At 71.0% G+C, this 13,742-nt stretch carries 14 protein-coding genes; 11 read left to right on the top strand and 3 right to left on the bottom strand.

The genetic code is table 11. The features are described from left to right. Positions 1–142: 142 nt before the first annotated feature. The 6 genes from H8R17_RS32935 (at position 143) to H8R17_RS32910 (ending at position 5,898) form a co-directional block, all read left to right on the top strand. Positions 143–520 carry an STAS domain-containing protein gene (locus tag H8R17_RS32935; protein ID WP_187826879.1) on the top strand — a complete coding sequence of 126 codons (378 nt, stop codon included), beginning with the start codon at positions 143–145 and terminating at the stop codon, positions 518–520. A gap of 254 nt (positions 521–774) precedes the next feature. Then, on the top strand, positions 775–1,434 hold the full coding sequence (locus H8R17_RS32930) for an ATP-binding protein (protein WP_187826878.1): 660 nt from the start codon (positions 775–777) through the stop codon (positions 1,432–1,434). A 225-nt stretch (positions 1,435–1,659) separates the two neighbouring features. Next, entirely contained in the window at positions 1,660–2,352 is a 693-nt protein-coding gene (locus H8R17_RS32925) for an LPXTG cell wall anchor domain-containing protein (RefSeq protein WP_187826877.1), read from the top strand. Between the two features lie 140 nt (positions 2,353–2,492). Further along, a complete protein-coding gene (locus H8R17_RS32920; RefSeq protein WP_187826876.1) occupies positions 2,493–3,347 on the top strand; it encodes a hypothetical protein in 855 nt (284 codons plus the stop codon). Beyond that, on the top strand, positions 3,344–4,438 hold the full coding sequence (locus H8R17_RS32915) for a hypothetical protein (RefSeq protein WP_187826875.1): 1,095 nt from the start codon (positions 3,344–3,346) through the stop codon (positions 4,436–4,438). Before H8R17_RS32920 ends, H8R17_RS32915 begins: the two co-directional genes overlap by 4 nt. Positions 4,439–4,530: 92 nt before the next feature. Then, positions 4,531–5,898, top strand: a complete 1,368-nt coding sequence (locus H8R17_RS32910) for a hypothetical protein (RefSeq protein WP_187826890.1) — start codon at positions 4,531–4,533, stop codon at positions 5,896–5,898. Positions 5,899–5,983: 85 nt separating this feature from the next. Here the strand turns inward: H8R17_RS32910 and H8R17_RS32905 are convergent, their stop codons facing one another. Then, a complete protein-coding gene (locus H8R17_RS32905; RefSeq protein WP_187826874.1) occupies positions 5,984–7,480 on the bottom strand; it encodes an oligopeptide:H+ symporter in 1,497 nt (498 codons plus the stop codon). Positions 7,481–7,832: 352 nt separating this feature from the next. Between H8R17_RS32905 and H8R17_RS32900 the strand changes: the two genes are divergently transcribed. Together H8R17_RS32900 and H8R17_RS32895 are read left to right on the top strand one after the other, a co-directional pair. Then, positions 7,833–8,510: a response regulator transcription factor gene (locus tag H8R17_RS32900; RefSeq protein WP_187826873.1), complete on the top strand. Its 678-nt coding sequence runs from the start codon at positions 7,833–7,835 to the stop codon at positions 8,508–8,510. Between the two features lie 153 nt (positions 8,511–8,663). Next, the gene (locus H8R17_RS32895; RefSeq protein ID WP_187826872.1) at positions 8,664–9,944 is read left to right on the top strand and encodes a HAMP domain-containing histidine kinase; all 1,281 of its coding nucleotides are present in this window, start codon (positions 8,664–8,666) and stop codon (positions 9,942–9,944) included. A gap of 10 nt (positions 9,945–9,954) precedes the next feature. On the opposite strand, the gene H8R17_RS32890 is transcribed toward H8R17_RS32895, so the two are convergent. Then, the gene (locus tag H8R17_RS32890) at positions 9,955–10,461 is read right to left on the bottom strand and encodes a GtrA family protein (protein WP_187826871.1); all 507 of its coding nucleotides are present in this window, start codon (positions 10,459–10,461) and stop codon (positions 9,955–9,957) included. Positions 10,462–10,556: 95 nt separating this feature from the next. On the opposite strand from H8R17_RS32890, the gene H8R17_RS32885 reads away from it, so the two are divergent. The 3 genes from H8R17_RS32885 to H8R17_RS32875 are packed head-to-tail and all read left to right on the top strand — an operon-like array spanning position 10,557 to position 13,512. Further along, the gene (locus H8R17_RS32885; protein ID WP_187826870.1) at positions 10,557–11,807 is read left to right on the top strand and encodes a 5-(carboxyamino)imidazole ribonucleotide synthase; all 1,251 of its coding nucleotides are present in this window, start codon (positions 10,557–10,559) and stop codon (positions 11,805–11,807) included. Next, a complete protein-coding gene (purE, locus tag H8R17_RS32880; RefSeq protein WP_187826869.1) occupies positions 11,804–12,328 on the top strand; it encodes a 5-(carboxyamino)imidazole ribonucleotide mutase in 525 nt (174 codons plus the stop codon). The genes H8R17_RS32885 and purE overlap by 4 nt, the downstream gene beginning before the upstream one ends. 5 nt (positions 12,329–12,333) lie before the next feature. Next, positions 12,334–13,512, top strand: a complete 1,179-nt coding sequence (locus H8R17_RS32875; RefSeq protein ID WP_187826868.1) for a dipeptidase — start codon at positions 12,334–12,336, stop codon at positions 13,510–13,512. Here H8R17_RS32875 and H8R17_RS32870 read toward each other — a convergent pair. Next, positions 13,461–13,670 (bottom strand): hypothetical protein, encoded by a 210-nt coding sequence (locus H8R17_RS32870; RefSeq protein ID WP_187826867.1) that lies wholly within the window; start codon positions 13,668–13,670, stop codon positions 13,461–13,463. The genes H8R17_RS32875 and H8R17_RS32870 overlap by 52 nt on opposite strands. Positions 13,671–13,742 lie beyond the last annotated feature (72 nt).

The following is a 13,742-nucleotide window of genomic DNA, read 5'->3' as shown; positions in this document are numbered from 1 at the left end:
CCGCTTTCCTGAGCCCACCGCAAGTGCGTTCTGTGTTCATATGTCCGTTTGTGGGTGGTTGTTCGGGTGTCGGACCGCGGAGGGAAGGCGTAGTGTTCGAGGGCGTCAGCAAGCAGCCACGACGTCGGGAGAGAGAGGCGGTATGGACCGCGGGACGGTCGGCAGCACACAGTCTGGCCGGCTTCTGGTGGAGGTTCGGGAAGAGGGCACCAGTGCCGTCGTGACCCCGGTGGGTGAGTTGGATCACCACACCGCCGATTTGTTGCGTGAGCCACTCGACGACTGCCTTGCCAAGGGATTCAACCGGCTCGTCCTCGACTGTTCGCGGCTGGAGTTCTGCGACTCGACGGGGCTGAACGTGTTGCTCGGTGCGCGCCTCAAGGCGGAGTCCGCCGGAGGCGGGGTCCACCTCGCGGGAATGCAGCCGGTGGTGGCACGTGTGTTCGAAATCACAGGGGCGGAGGCGGTCTTCACCGTCCACGACTCGGTCGAGGCGGCACTGGGCGGCGAAACCGGCTGACCTGGTTCGGCGTGCCACTGCCACGCCTCGGATCTCCCTCGTTTGACCAGCACTTTCCCCTCGCTATGCCGTTCGCGCCGAAGAAGGGGGTGTTCTGCCCGGCGGCCAGGGCAGGAGTCATGCTGGACATGTCGCTGACATGTCGGCCGCCCGCTGTGACCGGGTCGTCACGAACCGGCGGGCGGCGTACCGCGTGACTGACTGTGTACTGACTTTTGAATCATGAACTGGTGAATCGGTGAGGTGAAGCGCTGATGAGCACCACCCGGCCTTACTCGCCGGGCGACCGCGGTCCGGAGCCCAGCGGCGCTTCCGGAGCGTCCGAGAGAGGCGGACCCGGGGCGGGAGCGTCCGGAGAGGGCGTACGGCCGGCCGGGGCGTCCGAGGGCGGCGTACGGCCGGGCGGGGCGTCCGAGGGCGGCGTACGGCCGGGCGGGGCGTCCGTCACGGCCGAGTCGTCCGCGGCGGGAGAGCCGTCGGCCGAGTCGTCCGCGCCGCCGGGGGGCCGGCAGATCCGCCGCCTGAGCTTCGACGGCCAGAGTGGTGTCGTTCCGCTCGCCCGTGACTTCACCCGTCAGGCCCTGTACGCCTGGGGCTGGCTGCCGGCGGTCGGCGCGGACCAGCGGGCCGCCGCCGAGGATGTGCTGCTCGTCGTCTCCGAGCTGGTCACCAACGCGTGTCTGCATGCCGAGGGGCCGGACCAGCTGTGGATCACCTGTGACAACAAGGTGATCCGTCTTGAGGTCTCCGACCGGGGTGCGGGGCAGCCTGCGCCGCGGACGCCGCACCGTGCGGGGCGGCCCGGCGGGCATGGCATGTTTATCGTGCAGCGGTTGTGTCTGGACTGGGGGGTTGTGCGGAACCCTGGTGCTGCGGGAAAGACCGTGTGGGCGGAGTTGGGGGCGCCGGCGTAGCGCCGTAGGGGCGCCTGTCGTTTGCGGTCGGCGTGCTGTCTGTGGCTTGTCGCGCCCACGCGGCGGAGCCGCACATCGAGCACAGCCCCGCGCCCTTTGGGCGGATCACCTCCCACATTTGGCATGCACTGTGTCTTCCTTCCTTTCGACCCCGGGCGTACCTTGACGGCCGATCTGATGTGCCGTCAGGAAACGCGTACCAGGAACTCGAAAGGGAGCGGAACCGTGTCGTACCGGAAACGAACCGCCGCGCTCGCGTCCGCCGCGGCCCTGGCCGGTTCGGCGGTGCTGATGGCCGCCCCCGCAGCCCACGCCGAGGTCGTCGACGTCAACTACCAGTGCAAGACACCGATCGGCGACAAGAGCGCCGTCTCACCCATCGACATCAAGGGGGTCGAGAGCGGCGGTGGCTACAAGATCACCATGTCGTGGCAGAAGGGCGTCTCGTCCAGCCCGGTCGAACTGGGCAAGGGCGCGATGAACCCCAGCGCCACCATCGAGCTCGGCGGTGCCGACAGCGGCACCATGACCGTGACCGGCCCGCCCAACGCCGAGGCCATCCCCGCCAACACGCCCATCAAGATCAGCGACCTGAGCGGGACGTACACACCGAAGAAGACCGGCAAGGTCACCTTCACGGCGGGCGTGCTCACCATCAAGGCCCTCGGTACGACGACGACCTGCACACCGACCAACGACCCGAAGCCGTCCCTCACCCTCGACGTGAAGGCCGCGGCGGGCGGCGGCTCCGCACAGGGCGCGGGCACCGGTAGCGGCTCCGGCGCCGAACTCCCGCAGACCGGCCCCGAGGACTCGGCCATCGCCCTCGGCACCCTCGGCGGCACGGTCCTGCTCGCGGGCGCGACCGGCGTCCTGTGGCTGACCCGGCGGAACCAGCCGGCGCGGGTACGCCGCTGACCCGACGGCGGTACGACCGCTCGCCGGAGCTGGGCCGTCCGCCGCACGAGCGCATCGCCGCCGTAAACCCACGGAAGCCGCCGCACGACCTCAGCGCCGCCCTACGCCAGTGGAGCCGCCGCACGACCATGGAGCCGCCCATGCCGTCACCCGTCCGCGCCCTGATTCTGTTCCTGTCGCCGGTGGCGCTGCTCGCCCTGATCGGGGCGGCGCCGGCGGGTGGCGGCTGGTCGCTGGCGCCCTCCGGCGGCGGGCGGCCGTCCTTCTACGCCGAGGGTGCGCCCGGGGCGGTCCTGGAGGACACGGTCTCCGTGACCAACCGCGGCGGGCGCCCGGTCACCGTCCGGCTGAGCGGCACCGACGTCCCGCTCGCCTTCGCCGAGCCGGCCGTGCGCGTCCCGGCCCGCACCCGCGCCGACGTGCCGTTCACGGTGACCGTCCGGGCGGGCGCCGCGCCCGGCGACCAGACCGGCACGCTCGTCGCGCGCGACACCGAGGGCCGGTCCACGGCCGTACCGCTGCGCCTGCGCGTCGGCGGCCCGGCGCTGTCCGCGCTGACCGTCGAGCACGTGGCCGTACGCGCTGACCGCATCACGTACGAGCTGGTCAACCGTGGCACCACGGTCCTCGCGCCGAGGCTCGCCGTGCGCGCGGACGGCGTCTTCGGCCGGCTCCTCGACCGCGCTCCGCGCACCCTGCCCGTGCAGCTGCCGCCGGGCCGCCGCGTGCAGCTCGCCGAACCGTGGCCCGGCCGGCCCGCCCTCGACGCGGTCGACGTCCGGCTGACCGTCACGGCGGCGGGCGGGGCGCACGACACGGCGGGCGCGTCGGCGCGGTTCGTGCCGTGGGGCGCGGTGACGGGGGCCGGGGGAGGAGCGGTGGCCGTGGCGGCCGCCGCCTTCGCCGTCGTACGGCGTCGCAGGCGTCGTACGGCGGAGGGCATCGCGGTCGAACCGCCGCGTAGGGGCGTCGAGTTGACGGGAGCGGTGCCGTGAACGGCAGGCTGCGGATTCCGGCGGCGGTGCTCACGCTGCTGCTCGCGCTGGTGGGCCCCTGGGCGGCGGGAACGCCCGCCGGAGCGGCGGAGGGGCCGCAGGTGAAGCTGTCCAAGTCCCAGGCGGGAACCGGCGGTTCGATCACCGTCACGGGCAGCGGCTGGCGGCCGGGTGCCCTGCTGATGCTGCTGATCTGCGGCCGGTCCGTGCCCTCGAGGGGCGTGGTCGGCGGCACCAACTCCTGTGCCAACGCCGACGGCCGGGCCGTCACCACCGACGCCGAGGGCCGGTTCAGCCGGAAACTGCCGGTCGCCGAGCCGCCGGTGCCGTGCCCGTGCGTGGTCCATGTCGCGACGGTCACCGGGGCGAAGGCCGCGGCCGACGCGATCTTCCAGGTCGCCGGGCACGCGGTCGAACCGCTGCCCGCCGAGGCGGCCGGCGGGCGGCTGTCCGTCCTCACCGACACCCGGCTCGACGGCTCCAGCGGGCTGCTGACCTGGTTCGGCGCGGCGCAGGCCCGCACGCTCGTCTTCACCGTCGGCAACGTCGGCACGTCGACGGTGAAGAACCCGGTCTTCCAGGTCGGCACCTCCCACGGCGTGTTCGCCCCTCAGTGGCAGGACCAGCAGTGGCGCGGCACGATCGAGCCCGGCCGGAAGGCCCGCATCGAGCTGCCGGTGGAGCTCGCCGCCGGGGCGCACGGCGACTACACCGTGTCGCTGAAGTACGGCGGGAAGGTCCTCGCCGAACAGCCCTGGGGCGTGGGCCGTCCCTGGGGCGTGACCCTGTTCTGGATCCTGGTGGCCCTGGTCGTACCGGCCGCCGTCTTCCGCGCCGGGCTGGCCGTCCTGGACCGCGTACGGCCGCGCACGACGAGCGGTCTGCGGCATCGCGGCGCGCGGCACCGCGGGCTGCGGCTGCCCGAACTGACGCCGCGCAGCCCCAAGTTCACCTCCTTCGGCACCACCGATCCAGCTACGACTTCGAACCTGCCGTGGTTCACCCCGGACGCGGATCCGGGCGCGGCGGATCGGCTCTCCGCACCGCACGAGAAGAACCCGACGACGAGGACGACGAAGGGAAACACGTGAGAACGCAGGGGAGAGCACCCACGAAGGCGAGCCGGAGAGCACCGGCAAGAGTGAGCGCGGCCACGCGCGCGCGTGCCGCGGGCGTCGCGTTGATGCTCGGCGGTGCGGGGATGCTGGTCGGCGTGACCGCCGCGCCCGCCCAGGCCGCCGAGGTGGCCTACGCGACCGAGTGCATCCCGCCCGCGATCTCCGGGCTGCCCCCGGTCCAGGGCACCACGAAGGTCGAGATCAGCGCGCCCGCCGAGGCGAAGGTCGGCGACGAGGTCGAGATCGTCTGGAAGTTCGTCCAGGCCGCGTCCAAGAACCCCGACATCCTCGACCTGGAGCAGAACACCGTCCAGCCGGCCGGCACGCTCAAGGCAGCCGGCGGGCAGACCGCCGACATCGCCATGCAGGGGGCACGGCAGAACCCGCCGATTCCCAAGGGCGGTGACATGAAGCTGGCCGACATGAAAGGGAAGCTGAAGCTGACGGCGCCCGGCGAGGTGACGCTGACTCCGCACGCGTACACCATCAACGTCAGCAAGCCGATCCCGACCGACACCAAGTGCGCGCCCAAGGAGGCGGTGCAGAAGGCCGCGACCATCAAGGTGACGGACGGGGGCGGGAGTTCGGGCGGCACTACGGGCGGGCTGCCGACGGTCGTACCCACGCTCCCGACCGAGCTGCCGACCGGCCTGCCGACGGGATCGCAGACCCCCACGCACACCCCCGGCCCGACCGACACCGGCGGTGACGGCGGCGGTTCGAGCACCGGGGGCACGGGAGGTACCGGAGGAACCGGTGGTGGCGGCGACGGCGGGCAGACCGACTTCACCGGCGAGGAGGTCCAGATCCCGTACGAGTGCAAGACCCCGATCGGCGACAGGGACGCGACCTCGCCCGTGCAGATCAACGCCAAGAAGAACGGCGGTAGTTACGACCTCACCGTGCAGTTCAAGAAGTCCGTCATGGACAGCCCCGCCGACATCCCCGAGGACTCCGTGAAACCGTCGATGGAGGTGGTGCTGGGCGGCGCCGACAAGGGCACGGTGCATGTGGAGGGTCCGACCAACTCCGAGGACATCAAATCGGGCCAGCCGATCGAGATCCCGGACCTGAAGGGCACCTACAAACCGGGCGCCAGCGGCAAGTCGACGCTCTCCCCGGGCGTTCTGACGGTGCAGGCCCTCGGCACGACCACGACCTGCACCCCGGCCAAGACGGAGGTCTCCCTCACCCTCGACACCTCCGAACAGCCGGGCGGCGCCGCGGGCGGCTCGGGATCGGCCGCGGGCGGCTCCGCGGGCGGCTCCTCGGGCGGCTCCGCCGGCGGAGCCGGTACGGCCCCCGACGGCGGCCTCGCCGAAACGGGCGCCGACGACCAGGGCACCCTCAAGGCCCTGGGCCTGGTGGCCGGCACGGCGATCCTGCTGGGCGGCGCGGTGTTCACCTTCATGCCGGGCCGGCTCATGCGGTAGCGCTCCGCCGAAGGCGCCCCGGAAACGGCCGGGGGCCGCCGCATCGGACGATGCGGCGGCCCTCCGTGCTGCCCGTGGACGGACGTCAGCGGACGTCGCCCATCAAAGACCTGACCTTCTTGCGGTACATCCACACCGCGGTGGCGGCCATCACGGCGAGTGCGGCCTCCATGGCCACGACGCCCATGCGGTTCAGCTCGACGCCGGCGATGGACAGCAGGCCGGTCGTGGCGTCACCGGCGGTGACGGCCAGGAACCAGACGCCCATCATCTGCGAGGCGTACTTCGCGGGCGCCATCTTCGTGGTGACCGACAGGCCGACCGGGGAGAGCATCAGCTCGCCGACGGTCTGCACGAAGTAGATCGCCACCAGCCACAGCGCCGCCGCCTTGTGCCCGCCGTCGGCGATCGAGAGCGGGGCGAGGAAGAGGAAGAAGGACGCGCCGACCAGGACCAGGCCCGAGGCGAACTTCACGATCGTGCTCGGCTCCTTGCCGCGCCGGTTCAGCGCCAGCCAGACCCAGGCGAAGACCGGAGCCAGCGCCATGATCAGGACCGGGTTGACCGACTGGTACCAGGCGACCGGGAAGTCCCAGCCGAGGACGCTGTTCTCGGCTGACGACGAGGCGAAGATCGCCAGGGTCGAGCCGCCCTGATCGTAGATCATCCAGAACACGGCCGCGGCGACGAAGAACCAGATGTACGCGGACATCTTCGACTGCTCGGCCCGGTCCAGCTCCCGGTCGCGCTTGATGCGGGCCAGGACCAGGGTCGGGATGATCACCCCGAGCAGGGTCAGCGGGACCAGGATCCAGTTCAGCGTGTAGTGGCCGGAGAAGCCGACGATCGCGTAGAACACGACGGCGATGCCGGCCCAGATCGCGGCCTTGCGCAGGGTGGCGACCTTCTCGTCGGCGGACATCGGCTTCGGTACGACGCTGGAGTGCGCGGCGAGGTGGCGGCGGCCGAAGAGGAACTGGGCGAGGCCCAGCGCCATACCGAGGGCGGCCAGCGCGAAGCCCAGGTGCCAGCTGACGTTCTCACCGACGGTGCCGATCACCAGCGGCGCGGCGAAGGCGCCGAGGTTGATGCCCATGTAGAAGACCGTGAAGCCGCCGTCGCGGCGCGGGTCGTCCGGACCGTCGTAGAGCTGGCCGACCATCGTGGAGATGTTGGCCTTCAGCAGGCCCGAGCCGATGGCGACCAGCCCGAGACCGGCGTAGAAGGTGCCGGACGAGGGCAGCGCCAGCGTGAGGTGGCCGAGCATGATGACCGTGGCGGCGACGGCGACGGTCCTGCGCGGGCCCCAGAGCCGGTCGCCGAACCAGCCGCCCGGCATGGTGAGCAGGTACACCAGCGACAGGTACACCGAGTAGATCGCCGTCGCGGCGGTCGCGCTCAGGTGCAGGCCGCCCGGGGCGACGAGGTACAGCGGGAGCAGAGCCCTCATGCCGTAGTAGGAGAATCGCTCCCACATCTCGGTCATGAACAGGGTGGCCAGTCCGCGGGGGTGGCCGAAGAAGGTCTTCTCGGTACCGGGGGTGCCCGGACGGGCCGAGTCCTTCGTCAGTCTGGACGCCATAGGTCGTTCCTTGCTGGTCGGGACGCGTTGCCTGCGCGGTGCGCTCCCGGTTGTGGGGGTCGGCACACAAAAGAGACCTTCAGCGTCAAGCCGGTGCCAAAGGTCCCTGTGGTGCTACAGGCGTAGATTCACCATACGGCAGGATATGGCGGGATATGAAAGGGCATGAGATGCGGATCACAGGTATCGGCGCAACCATGCAACCGTTTCGAAGGTCCTTACCTGGATCGCACCCTATACCTGCGGAGTTCGCCCTCGCGCGAGCGAAGGTAAGAGGCAGTGCTGAGCGCGATAAGAACCAAGGTGAGCGGTCACACCCCAGCTCTTGTGTTTGCAGGACTACCATCACCTCATGACCCGTGTACTGCTCGCCGAGGACGACGCGTCCATCTCGGAGCCGCTGGCCCGCGCACTGCGCCGGGAAGGGTACGAGGTCGAGGTGCGCGAGGACGGACCCACCGCGCTCGACGCCGGAACGCAGGGCGGCGTGGATCTCGTCGTGCTGGACCTCGGCCTGCCCGGCATGGACGGCCTGGAGGTCGCCCGCCGGCTCCGCGCCGAGGGGCTTTCCGTCCCCATCCTGATCCTGACCGCGCGGGCGGACGAGGTGGACACCGTCGTGGGCCTCGACGCCGGCGCCGACGACTACGTCACCAAGCCGTTCCGGCTCGCCGAGCTGCTCGCCCGTGTCCGGGCGCTGCTGCGGCGGGGTGCCGCGGAGCCGCAGCAACCGCCTGCCACGCACGGGGTGCGGATCGATGTCGAGTCGCACCGGGCGTGGATGGGTGACGAGGAGTTGCAGCTCACTGCCAAGGAGTTCGATCTGCTGCGGGTGCTCGTGCGGGACGCGGGGCGGGTCGTTACGCGTGACCAGCTGATGCGTGAGGTGTGGGACACCACGTGGTGGTCCTCCACGAAGACGCTGGACATGCATATCTCCTGGTTGCGCAAGAAGCTCGGGGACGATGCGGCGAATCCTCGGTACATCGCCACCGTGCGGGGTGTTGGGTTCCGGTTCGAGAAGAGCTGAGTTCCTGTTCGCCGTAGGGTTTGTGTTCGGCGGCGGCTGCGGGTGCTCTGTGGCTGGTCGCGCCCACGCGGCCAAGCCGCATATCGACGACGCCCCGCGCCCCTTTCGGGGCTGCACAACTGGTTGGCATAGAGGAACTGCCCGGAGGGGCCCGTGCGTCGTCGTCTTATTCAGTCCACGCTTGCCGTGGTGCTCGTGGTCATCGCCGTTTTCGGGGTGTCCCTGGTGATCGTCGAGTCCAAGACGATCAGTTCGAGTGCGCAGGAGCGGGTGGAGTCCGAGGCGGTGCGGCTGGCCAGCATCGTGGACAGCCGGCTGCTGGGGGCGCAGTCGGTGGATGCAACGGCGCTGCGGGGGAAGATCACGGAGGACGGTTACTACGCGGTGATCCGGATCCCGGGACACGCGCCGATCGAGATCGGCACCAAGCCGATCGGTGACGTCATCAGCGCCACGGAACCGGGCGAGGAGGGCGAGACGGTCACCGTGCAGGAGCCGCGCTCCTCGGTGACCCGGGAAGTCGGCCGTACGCTGCTGATCATCGGGCTGGTGGCGATGCTGGCGGTGGTGGCCGCCGTACTGCTGGCGATCCGGCAGGCCAACCGGCTGGCCTCGCCGCTGACCGACCTCGCGGAGACCGCCGAACGCCTCGGCTCCGGCGACCCGCGCCCGCGGCACAAGCGGTACGGCGTCCCCGAGCTGGACCGGGTCGCGGACGTGCTGGACTCCTCCGCCGAGCGCATCGCCCGGATGCTCACCGCCGAGCGGCGGCTGGCCGCCGACGCCTCCCACCAGCTCCGTACGCCGCTGACCGCGCTGTCCATGCGGCTGGAGGAGATCACCCTCACCGACGACCCGGACACGGTGAAGGACGAGGCGACGATCGCGCTGACGCAGGTGGAGCGCCTGACGGACGTCGTCAACCGGCTGCTGACCAACTCGCGCGACCCGCGCAACGGCTCCGCCGTCACCTTCGACCTGGACGAGGTCCTGCAGCAGCAGATCGCCGAGTGGCGGCCGGCGTACCGCAGCGCGGGGCGCGCGATCGTGAGCTCCGGCAAGCGGCACCTGGAGGCCGTGGGCACGCCGGGCGCGGTCGCCCAGGTGCTGGCGGCGCTGATCGAGAACTCGCTGATGCACGGTGGCGGGACGGTCGCGCTGCGTACGCGCGTCATCGGCAACCAGGCCGTCGTGGAGGTGACCGACGAGGGGCCGGGGGTCCCGGCCGACCTGGGGGCGCGCATCTTCGAGCGCACGATCAGCGGGCGGAACTCCACAGGCATCGGCCTGGCCGTCGCCCGCGACCTGGCCGAGGCCGACGGCGGGCGTCTGGAGCTGCTCCAGACCAAGCCGGCGGTGTTCGGCCTGTTCCTGTCGCGCACGCCGCTGGCGAACGCCACGGTGGGCGACGAGGGAGGGCCGATGGTCCGGTAGGCGCCCGGGCTCAGCCCACCCGCTGCTTCGGCTTCGGCTTCGGCATCGGCTTGTGCGCCTTGAGGAACGCGGAGTCCGCCACCGCCTCCCGCGCCGGCAGGGCCCGGAACACCCACGTCCGGTACGACCAGAACCGGAACAGCGTGGCGACGCCGATGCCGAGGAACTTGAAGATGTTGTTCTGCAGCGGGCTGTCCCAGCCGAAGCCGTACGTCGCCACGTACAGCACGCCGTTCTCGATCACCAGCCCGACCACGCTGAACAGCAGGAACAGGGTCATCTCCCGGGTCCGGCCGGTCTTGTCGCGGTCACGGTAGGTGAAGTAGCGGAAGCCGACGTAGTTGAAGATGATCGCGACGACGGTCGCGATGACGCTCGCGCGCACCACCTGGAGGTCGGTCACCTGCCGTACCAGGTTGAACACGCCGAGATTGACCAGCAGTCCGGCTCCGCCCACCGCGCCGAACTTGGCGACTTCGTGAACGAGCCGTCGGAGCCCCGAGGAACCGCGTCCCATATGCGTACCGGCCCCTGTCCGTCGGTTGCGTCAACTCAGCCATGCTAACCATCCACACGTGTGATCTTCCTGTGGACGAGCGTGGCGGCCCGGAAATGCGTCGGGCGAGGCCGGGGAATCGGCCACCGTGGCGTGGCCGATACCCTGGGGGCGTGACGTTCCCGGTAGTCGGCATGGTCGGCGGGGGTCAGCTCGCGCGTATGACGCACGAGGCGGGCATCCCGTTGGGCATCAAATTCAAGCTCCTCAGTGACACCCCTCAGGACTCGGCGGCCCAGGTCGTGAGCGATGTCGTCATCGGCGACTATCGCGACCTGGACACGCTGCGTGAGTTCGTGCGCGGCTGTGACGTGATCACCTTCGATCACGAGCACGTGCCCACCGAGCACCTACGGGCCCTGGAGGCGGACGGCATACCCGTGCGCCCCGGCCCCGACGCGCTCGTGCACGCCCAGGACAAGGGCGTGATGCGCGCGAGACTCGACGCGATCGGCGTGCCGTGCCCGCGGCACCGGATCGTCTCCGATCCGGCCGATGTCGCGGCCTTCGCCGCCGAGCTCGAAGGGGGCGGAAACGAAGTGCCCTCCGGCAAGGGCGGCGGTGGGCGACGGGCGGGCGGCTTCCCCGTCGTGCTCAAGACGGTGCGCGGTGGCTACGACGGCAAGGGCGTGTGGGTCGTGGACTCCGCCGACGAGGCCGCCGCCCCCTTCCGCGCGGGCGTCCCCGTCCTCGCCGAGGAGAAGGTCGACTTCGTCCGGGAGCTCGCCGCGAACGTCGTACGCTCCCCGCACGGCCAGGCCGTGGCGTACCCGGTCGTGGAGTCCCGCCAGGTGAACGGCGTCTGCGACACGGTCATCGCCCCCGCGCCCGACCTCGACCAGGACCTCGCCCTGAAGGCCGAGGAGATGGCCCTGACCATCGCCAGGGAACTCGGCGTCGTCGGCCACCTCGCCGTGGAGCTGTTCCAGACCCGCGACGGTCGCATCCTCGTCAACGAACTGGCGATGCGACCGCACAACTCCGGTCACTGGACCCAGGACGGCGCGATCACCAGCCAGTTCGCCAACCACGTCAGGGCCGTCCTCGACCTCCCGCTCGGCGACCCGCGCCCGCGCGTGAAGTGGACCGTCATGGTCAACGTCCTCGGCGGCGACTTCCCGGACATGTACTCCGCATACCTGCACTGCATGGCCCGCGACCCCCAGCTCAAGATCCACATGTACGGCAAGGACGTGAAGCCCGGCCGCAAGGTCGGCCACGTCAACACCTACGGCGACGACCTGGACGAGGTGCTGGAGCGCGCCCGTCACGCAGCCGGCTACCTGAGAGGCACGATCACCGAATGAGCCCTGTTGTTGGCATCGTCATGGGGTCGGACTCGGACTGGCCCGTCATGGAGGCCGCCGCCAAGGCCCTCGACGAGTTCGAGATCGGCTACGAGGTCGACGTCGTCTCCGCGCACCGCATGCCGCGCGAGATGATCGCGTACGGCGAGCAGGCCGACAAACGCGGCATCAAGGTGATCATCGCGGGTGCGGGCGGCGCCGCCCACCTGCCCGGCATGCTCGCCTCCGTCACCCCGCTCCCGGTGATCGGCGTACCCGTTCCGCTGAAGTACCTCGACGGCATGGACTCGCTGCTGTCGATCGTGCAGATGCCGGCCGGCGTGCCCGTAGCGACGGTGTCGGTCGCCGGTGCCCGCAACGCCGGTCTCCTCGCGGCCCGCATCCTCGCCGCGCACGACGAGGAACTGTTGCAGAAGATGCGCGAGTTCCAGCAGGACCTGAACGACCAGGCCACCGAGAAGGGCAAGCGCCTGCGCTCCAAGGTCGAGGGCACGGGCGGCGGCTTCGGCTTCGGGAAGTGACCGGCATGACGTCCCTCGACGACGCCCGCACGCTCCTCGCCGAGTTCCCCGTCGCCGACGGGCACAACGACCTGCCCTGGGCCCTGCGCGAGCAGGTCCGCTACGACCTCGGTGCCCGCGACATCGCCACCGACCAGCGCGCCCACCTGCACACCGACCTGCCGCGGCTGCGCGAGGGCGGCGTCGGTGCCCAGTTCTGGTCGGTGTTCGTCCGCGCGGACCTGCCCGACCCGGTCCCGGCCACGCTCGAACAGATCGACTGCGTACGGCAGTTGCAGGACCGCTACCCGCAGGTCCTCCGGCCCGCGCTCACCGCCGCCGACATGGCCGCCGCGCGCGGCGAGGGCCGGATCGCCTCCCTCATGGGCGCCGAGGGCGGCCACTCCATCGGCTGCTCGCTGGGCACCCTGCGCGGCCTGTACGCGCTCGGCGTCCGCTACCTGACGCTCACCCACAACGACAACGTGCCGTGGGCGGACTCGGCGACCGACAAGCCGGGCGTCGGCGGGCTGTCGGCCTTCGGCCGCGAGGTGGTCCGGGAGATGAACCGCCTCGGCATGCTCGTCGACCTCTCCCACGTCGCCGCCTCGACCATGCGGGACGCCCTGGACGCCACCTCCGCGCCGGTGATCTTCTCGCACTCCTCCGCGCGGGCCGTGTGCGAGCACCCCCGCAACATCCCGGACGACGTGCTGGAGCGCCTGCCCGCCAACGGGGGCGTCGCGATGGTGACGTTCGTACCGAAGTTCGTGCTCCAGGCCGCCGTCGACTGGACCTCCGCGGCCGACGAGAACATGCGCGCGCACGGCTTCCACCACCTCGACACCACCCCCGAGGCGATGAAGGTGCACCGCGCCTTCGAGGAGCGGCACCCGCGCCCGGTCGCCACGGTGTCCACGGTTGCCGACCACCTCGACCACATGCGCGAGGTCGCCGGCGTCGACCATCTCGGCATCGGCGGCGACTACGACGGCACGGCCTTCACCCCGGACGGCCTGAACGACGTCTCCGGCTACCCGAACCTGATCGCCGAGCTGCTGGACCGCGGCTGGTCGAGGCCCGACCTGGCCAAGCTGACCTGGCGGAACGCGGTGCGGGTGCTGGGCGCGGCCGAGGACGTGGCCCGCGGCCTTCAGGCCACGCGCTCGCCGTCCAACGCGACGTTCGAGTCGCTGGACAGCTGATCGAGGGTGGTCAGGTCGGCCCCGGCGGCCGGCAGCCGCGCGGACTCCCGGTGCACCGCCTCGGCGGAGATCTCCGGCAGCACGGGGTTGGCGACGAGGGCCCCCGGCCAGTCCGCGCGGATCCGCCGGACGACAGGCGAGTCCGGGTCGGCATACACCAGGTGGAGATTCGCCAGTCCCGGGTCCGTCAGCGCCTCGACGAGCGAAACTCGTCGCCGACCTCACCGCCG

The organism is Streptomyces sp. TRM68367 (assembly GCF_014495685.1).
Taxonomy (GTDB): domain Bacteria; phylum Actinomycetota; class Actinomycetes; order Streptomycetales; family Streptomycetaceae; genus Streptomyces.
Note: the sequence above shows the minus strand (reverse complement) of the source record. Positions and strands in the feature narration are given on the sequence as shown.

Bases quoted from the DNA above. Each gene is read 5' to 3' on its own strand.
- H8R17_RS32935 (WP_187826879.1), top strand. From the start codon at position 143: ATGGACCGCGGGACGGTCGGCAGCACACAGTCTGGCCGGCTTCTGGTG.
- H8R17_RS32930 (WP_187826878.1), top strand. From the start codon at position 775: ATGAGCACCACCCGGCCTTACTCGCCGGGCGACCGCGGTCCGGAGCCC.
- H8R17_RS32920 (WP_187826876.1), top strand. From the start codon at position 2,493: ATGCCGTCACCCGTCCGCGCCCTGATTCTGTTCCTGTCGCCGGTGGCG.
- H8R17_RS32910 (WP_187826890.1), top strand. From the start codon at position 4,531: ATGCTCGGCGGTGCGGGGATGCTGGTCGGCGTGACCGCCGCGCCCGCC.
- H8R17_RS32905 (WP_187826874.1), bottom strand. From the start codon at position 7,480: ATGGCGTCCAGACTGACGAAGGACTCGGCCCGTCCGGGCACCCCCGGT.
- H8R17_RS32900 (WP_187826873.1), top strand. From the start codon at position 7,833: ATGACCCGTGTACTGCTCGCCGAGGACGACGCGTCCATCTCGGAGCCG.
- H8R17_RS32890 (WP_187826871.1), bottom strand. From the start codon at position 10,461: ATGGGACGCGGTTCCTCGGGGCTCCGACGGCTCGTTCACGAAGTCGCC.
- H8R17_RS32885 (WP_187826870.1), top strand. From the start codon at position 10,557: ATGCGTCGGGCGAGGCCGGGGAATCGGCCACCGTGGCGTGGCCGATAC.
- purE (WP_187826869.1), top strand. From the start codon at position 11,804: ATGAGCCCTGTTGTTGGCATCGTCATGGGGTCGGACTCGGACTGGCCC.
- H8R17_RS32875 (WP_187826868.1), top strand. From the start codon at position 12,334: ATGACGTCCCTCGACGACGCCCGCACGCTCCTCGCCGAGTTCCCCGTC.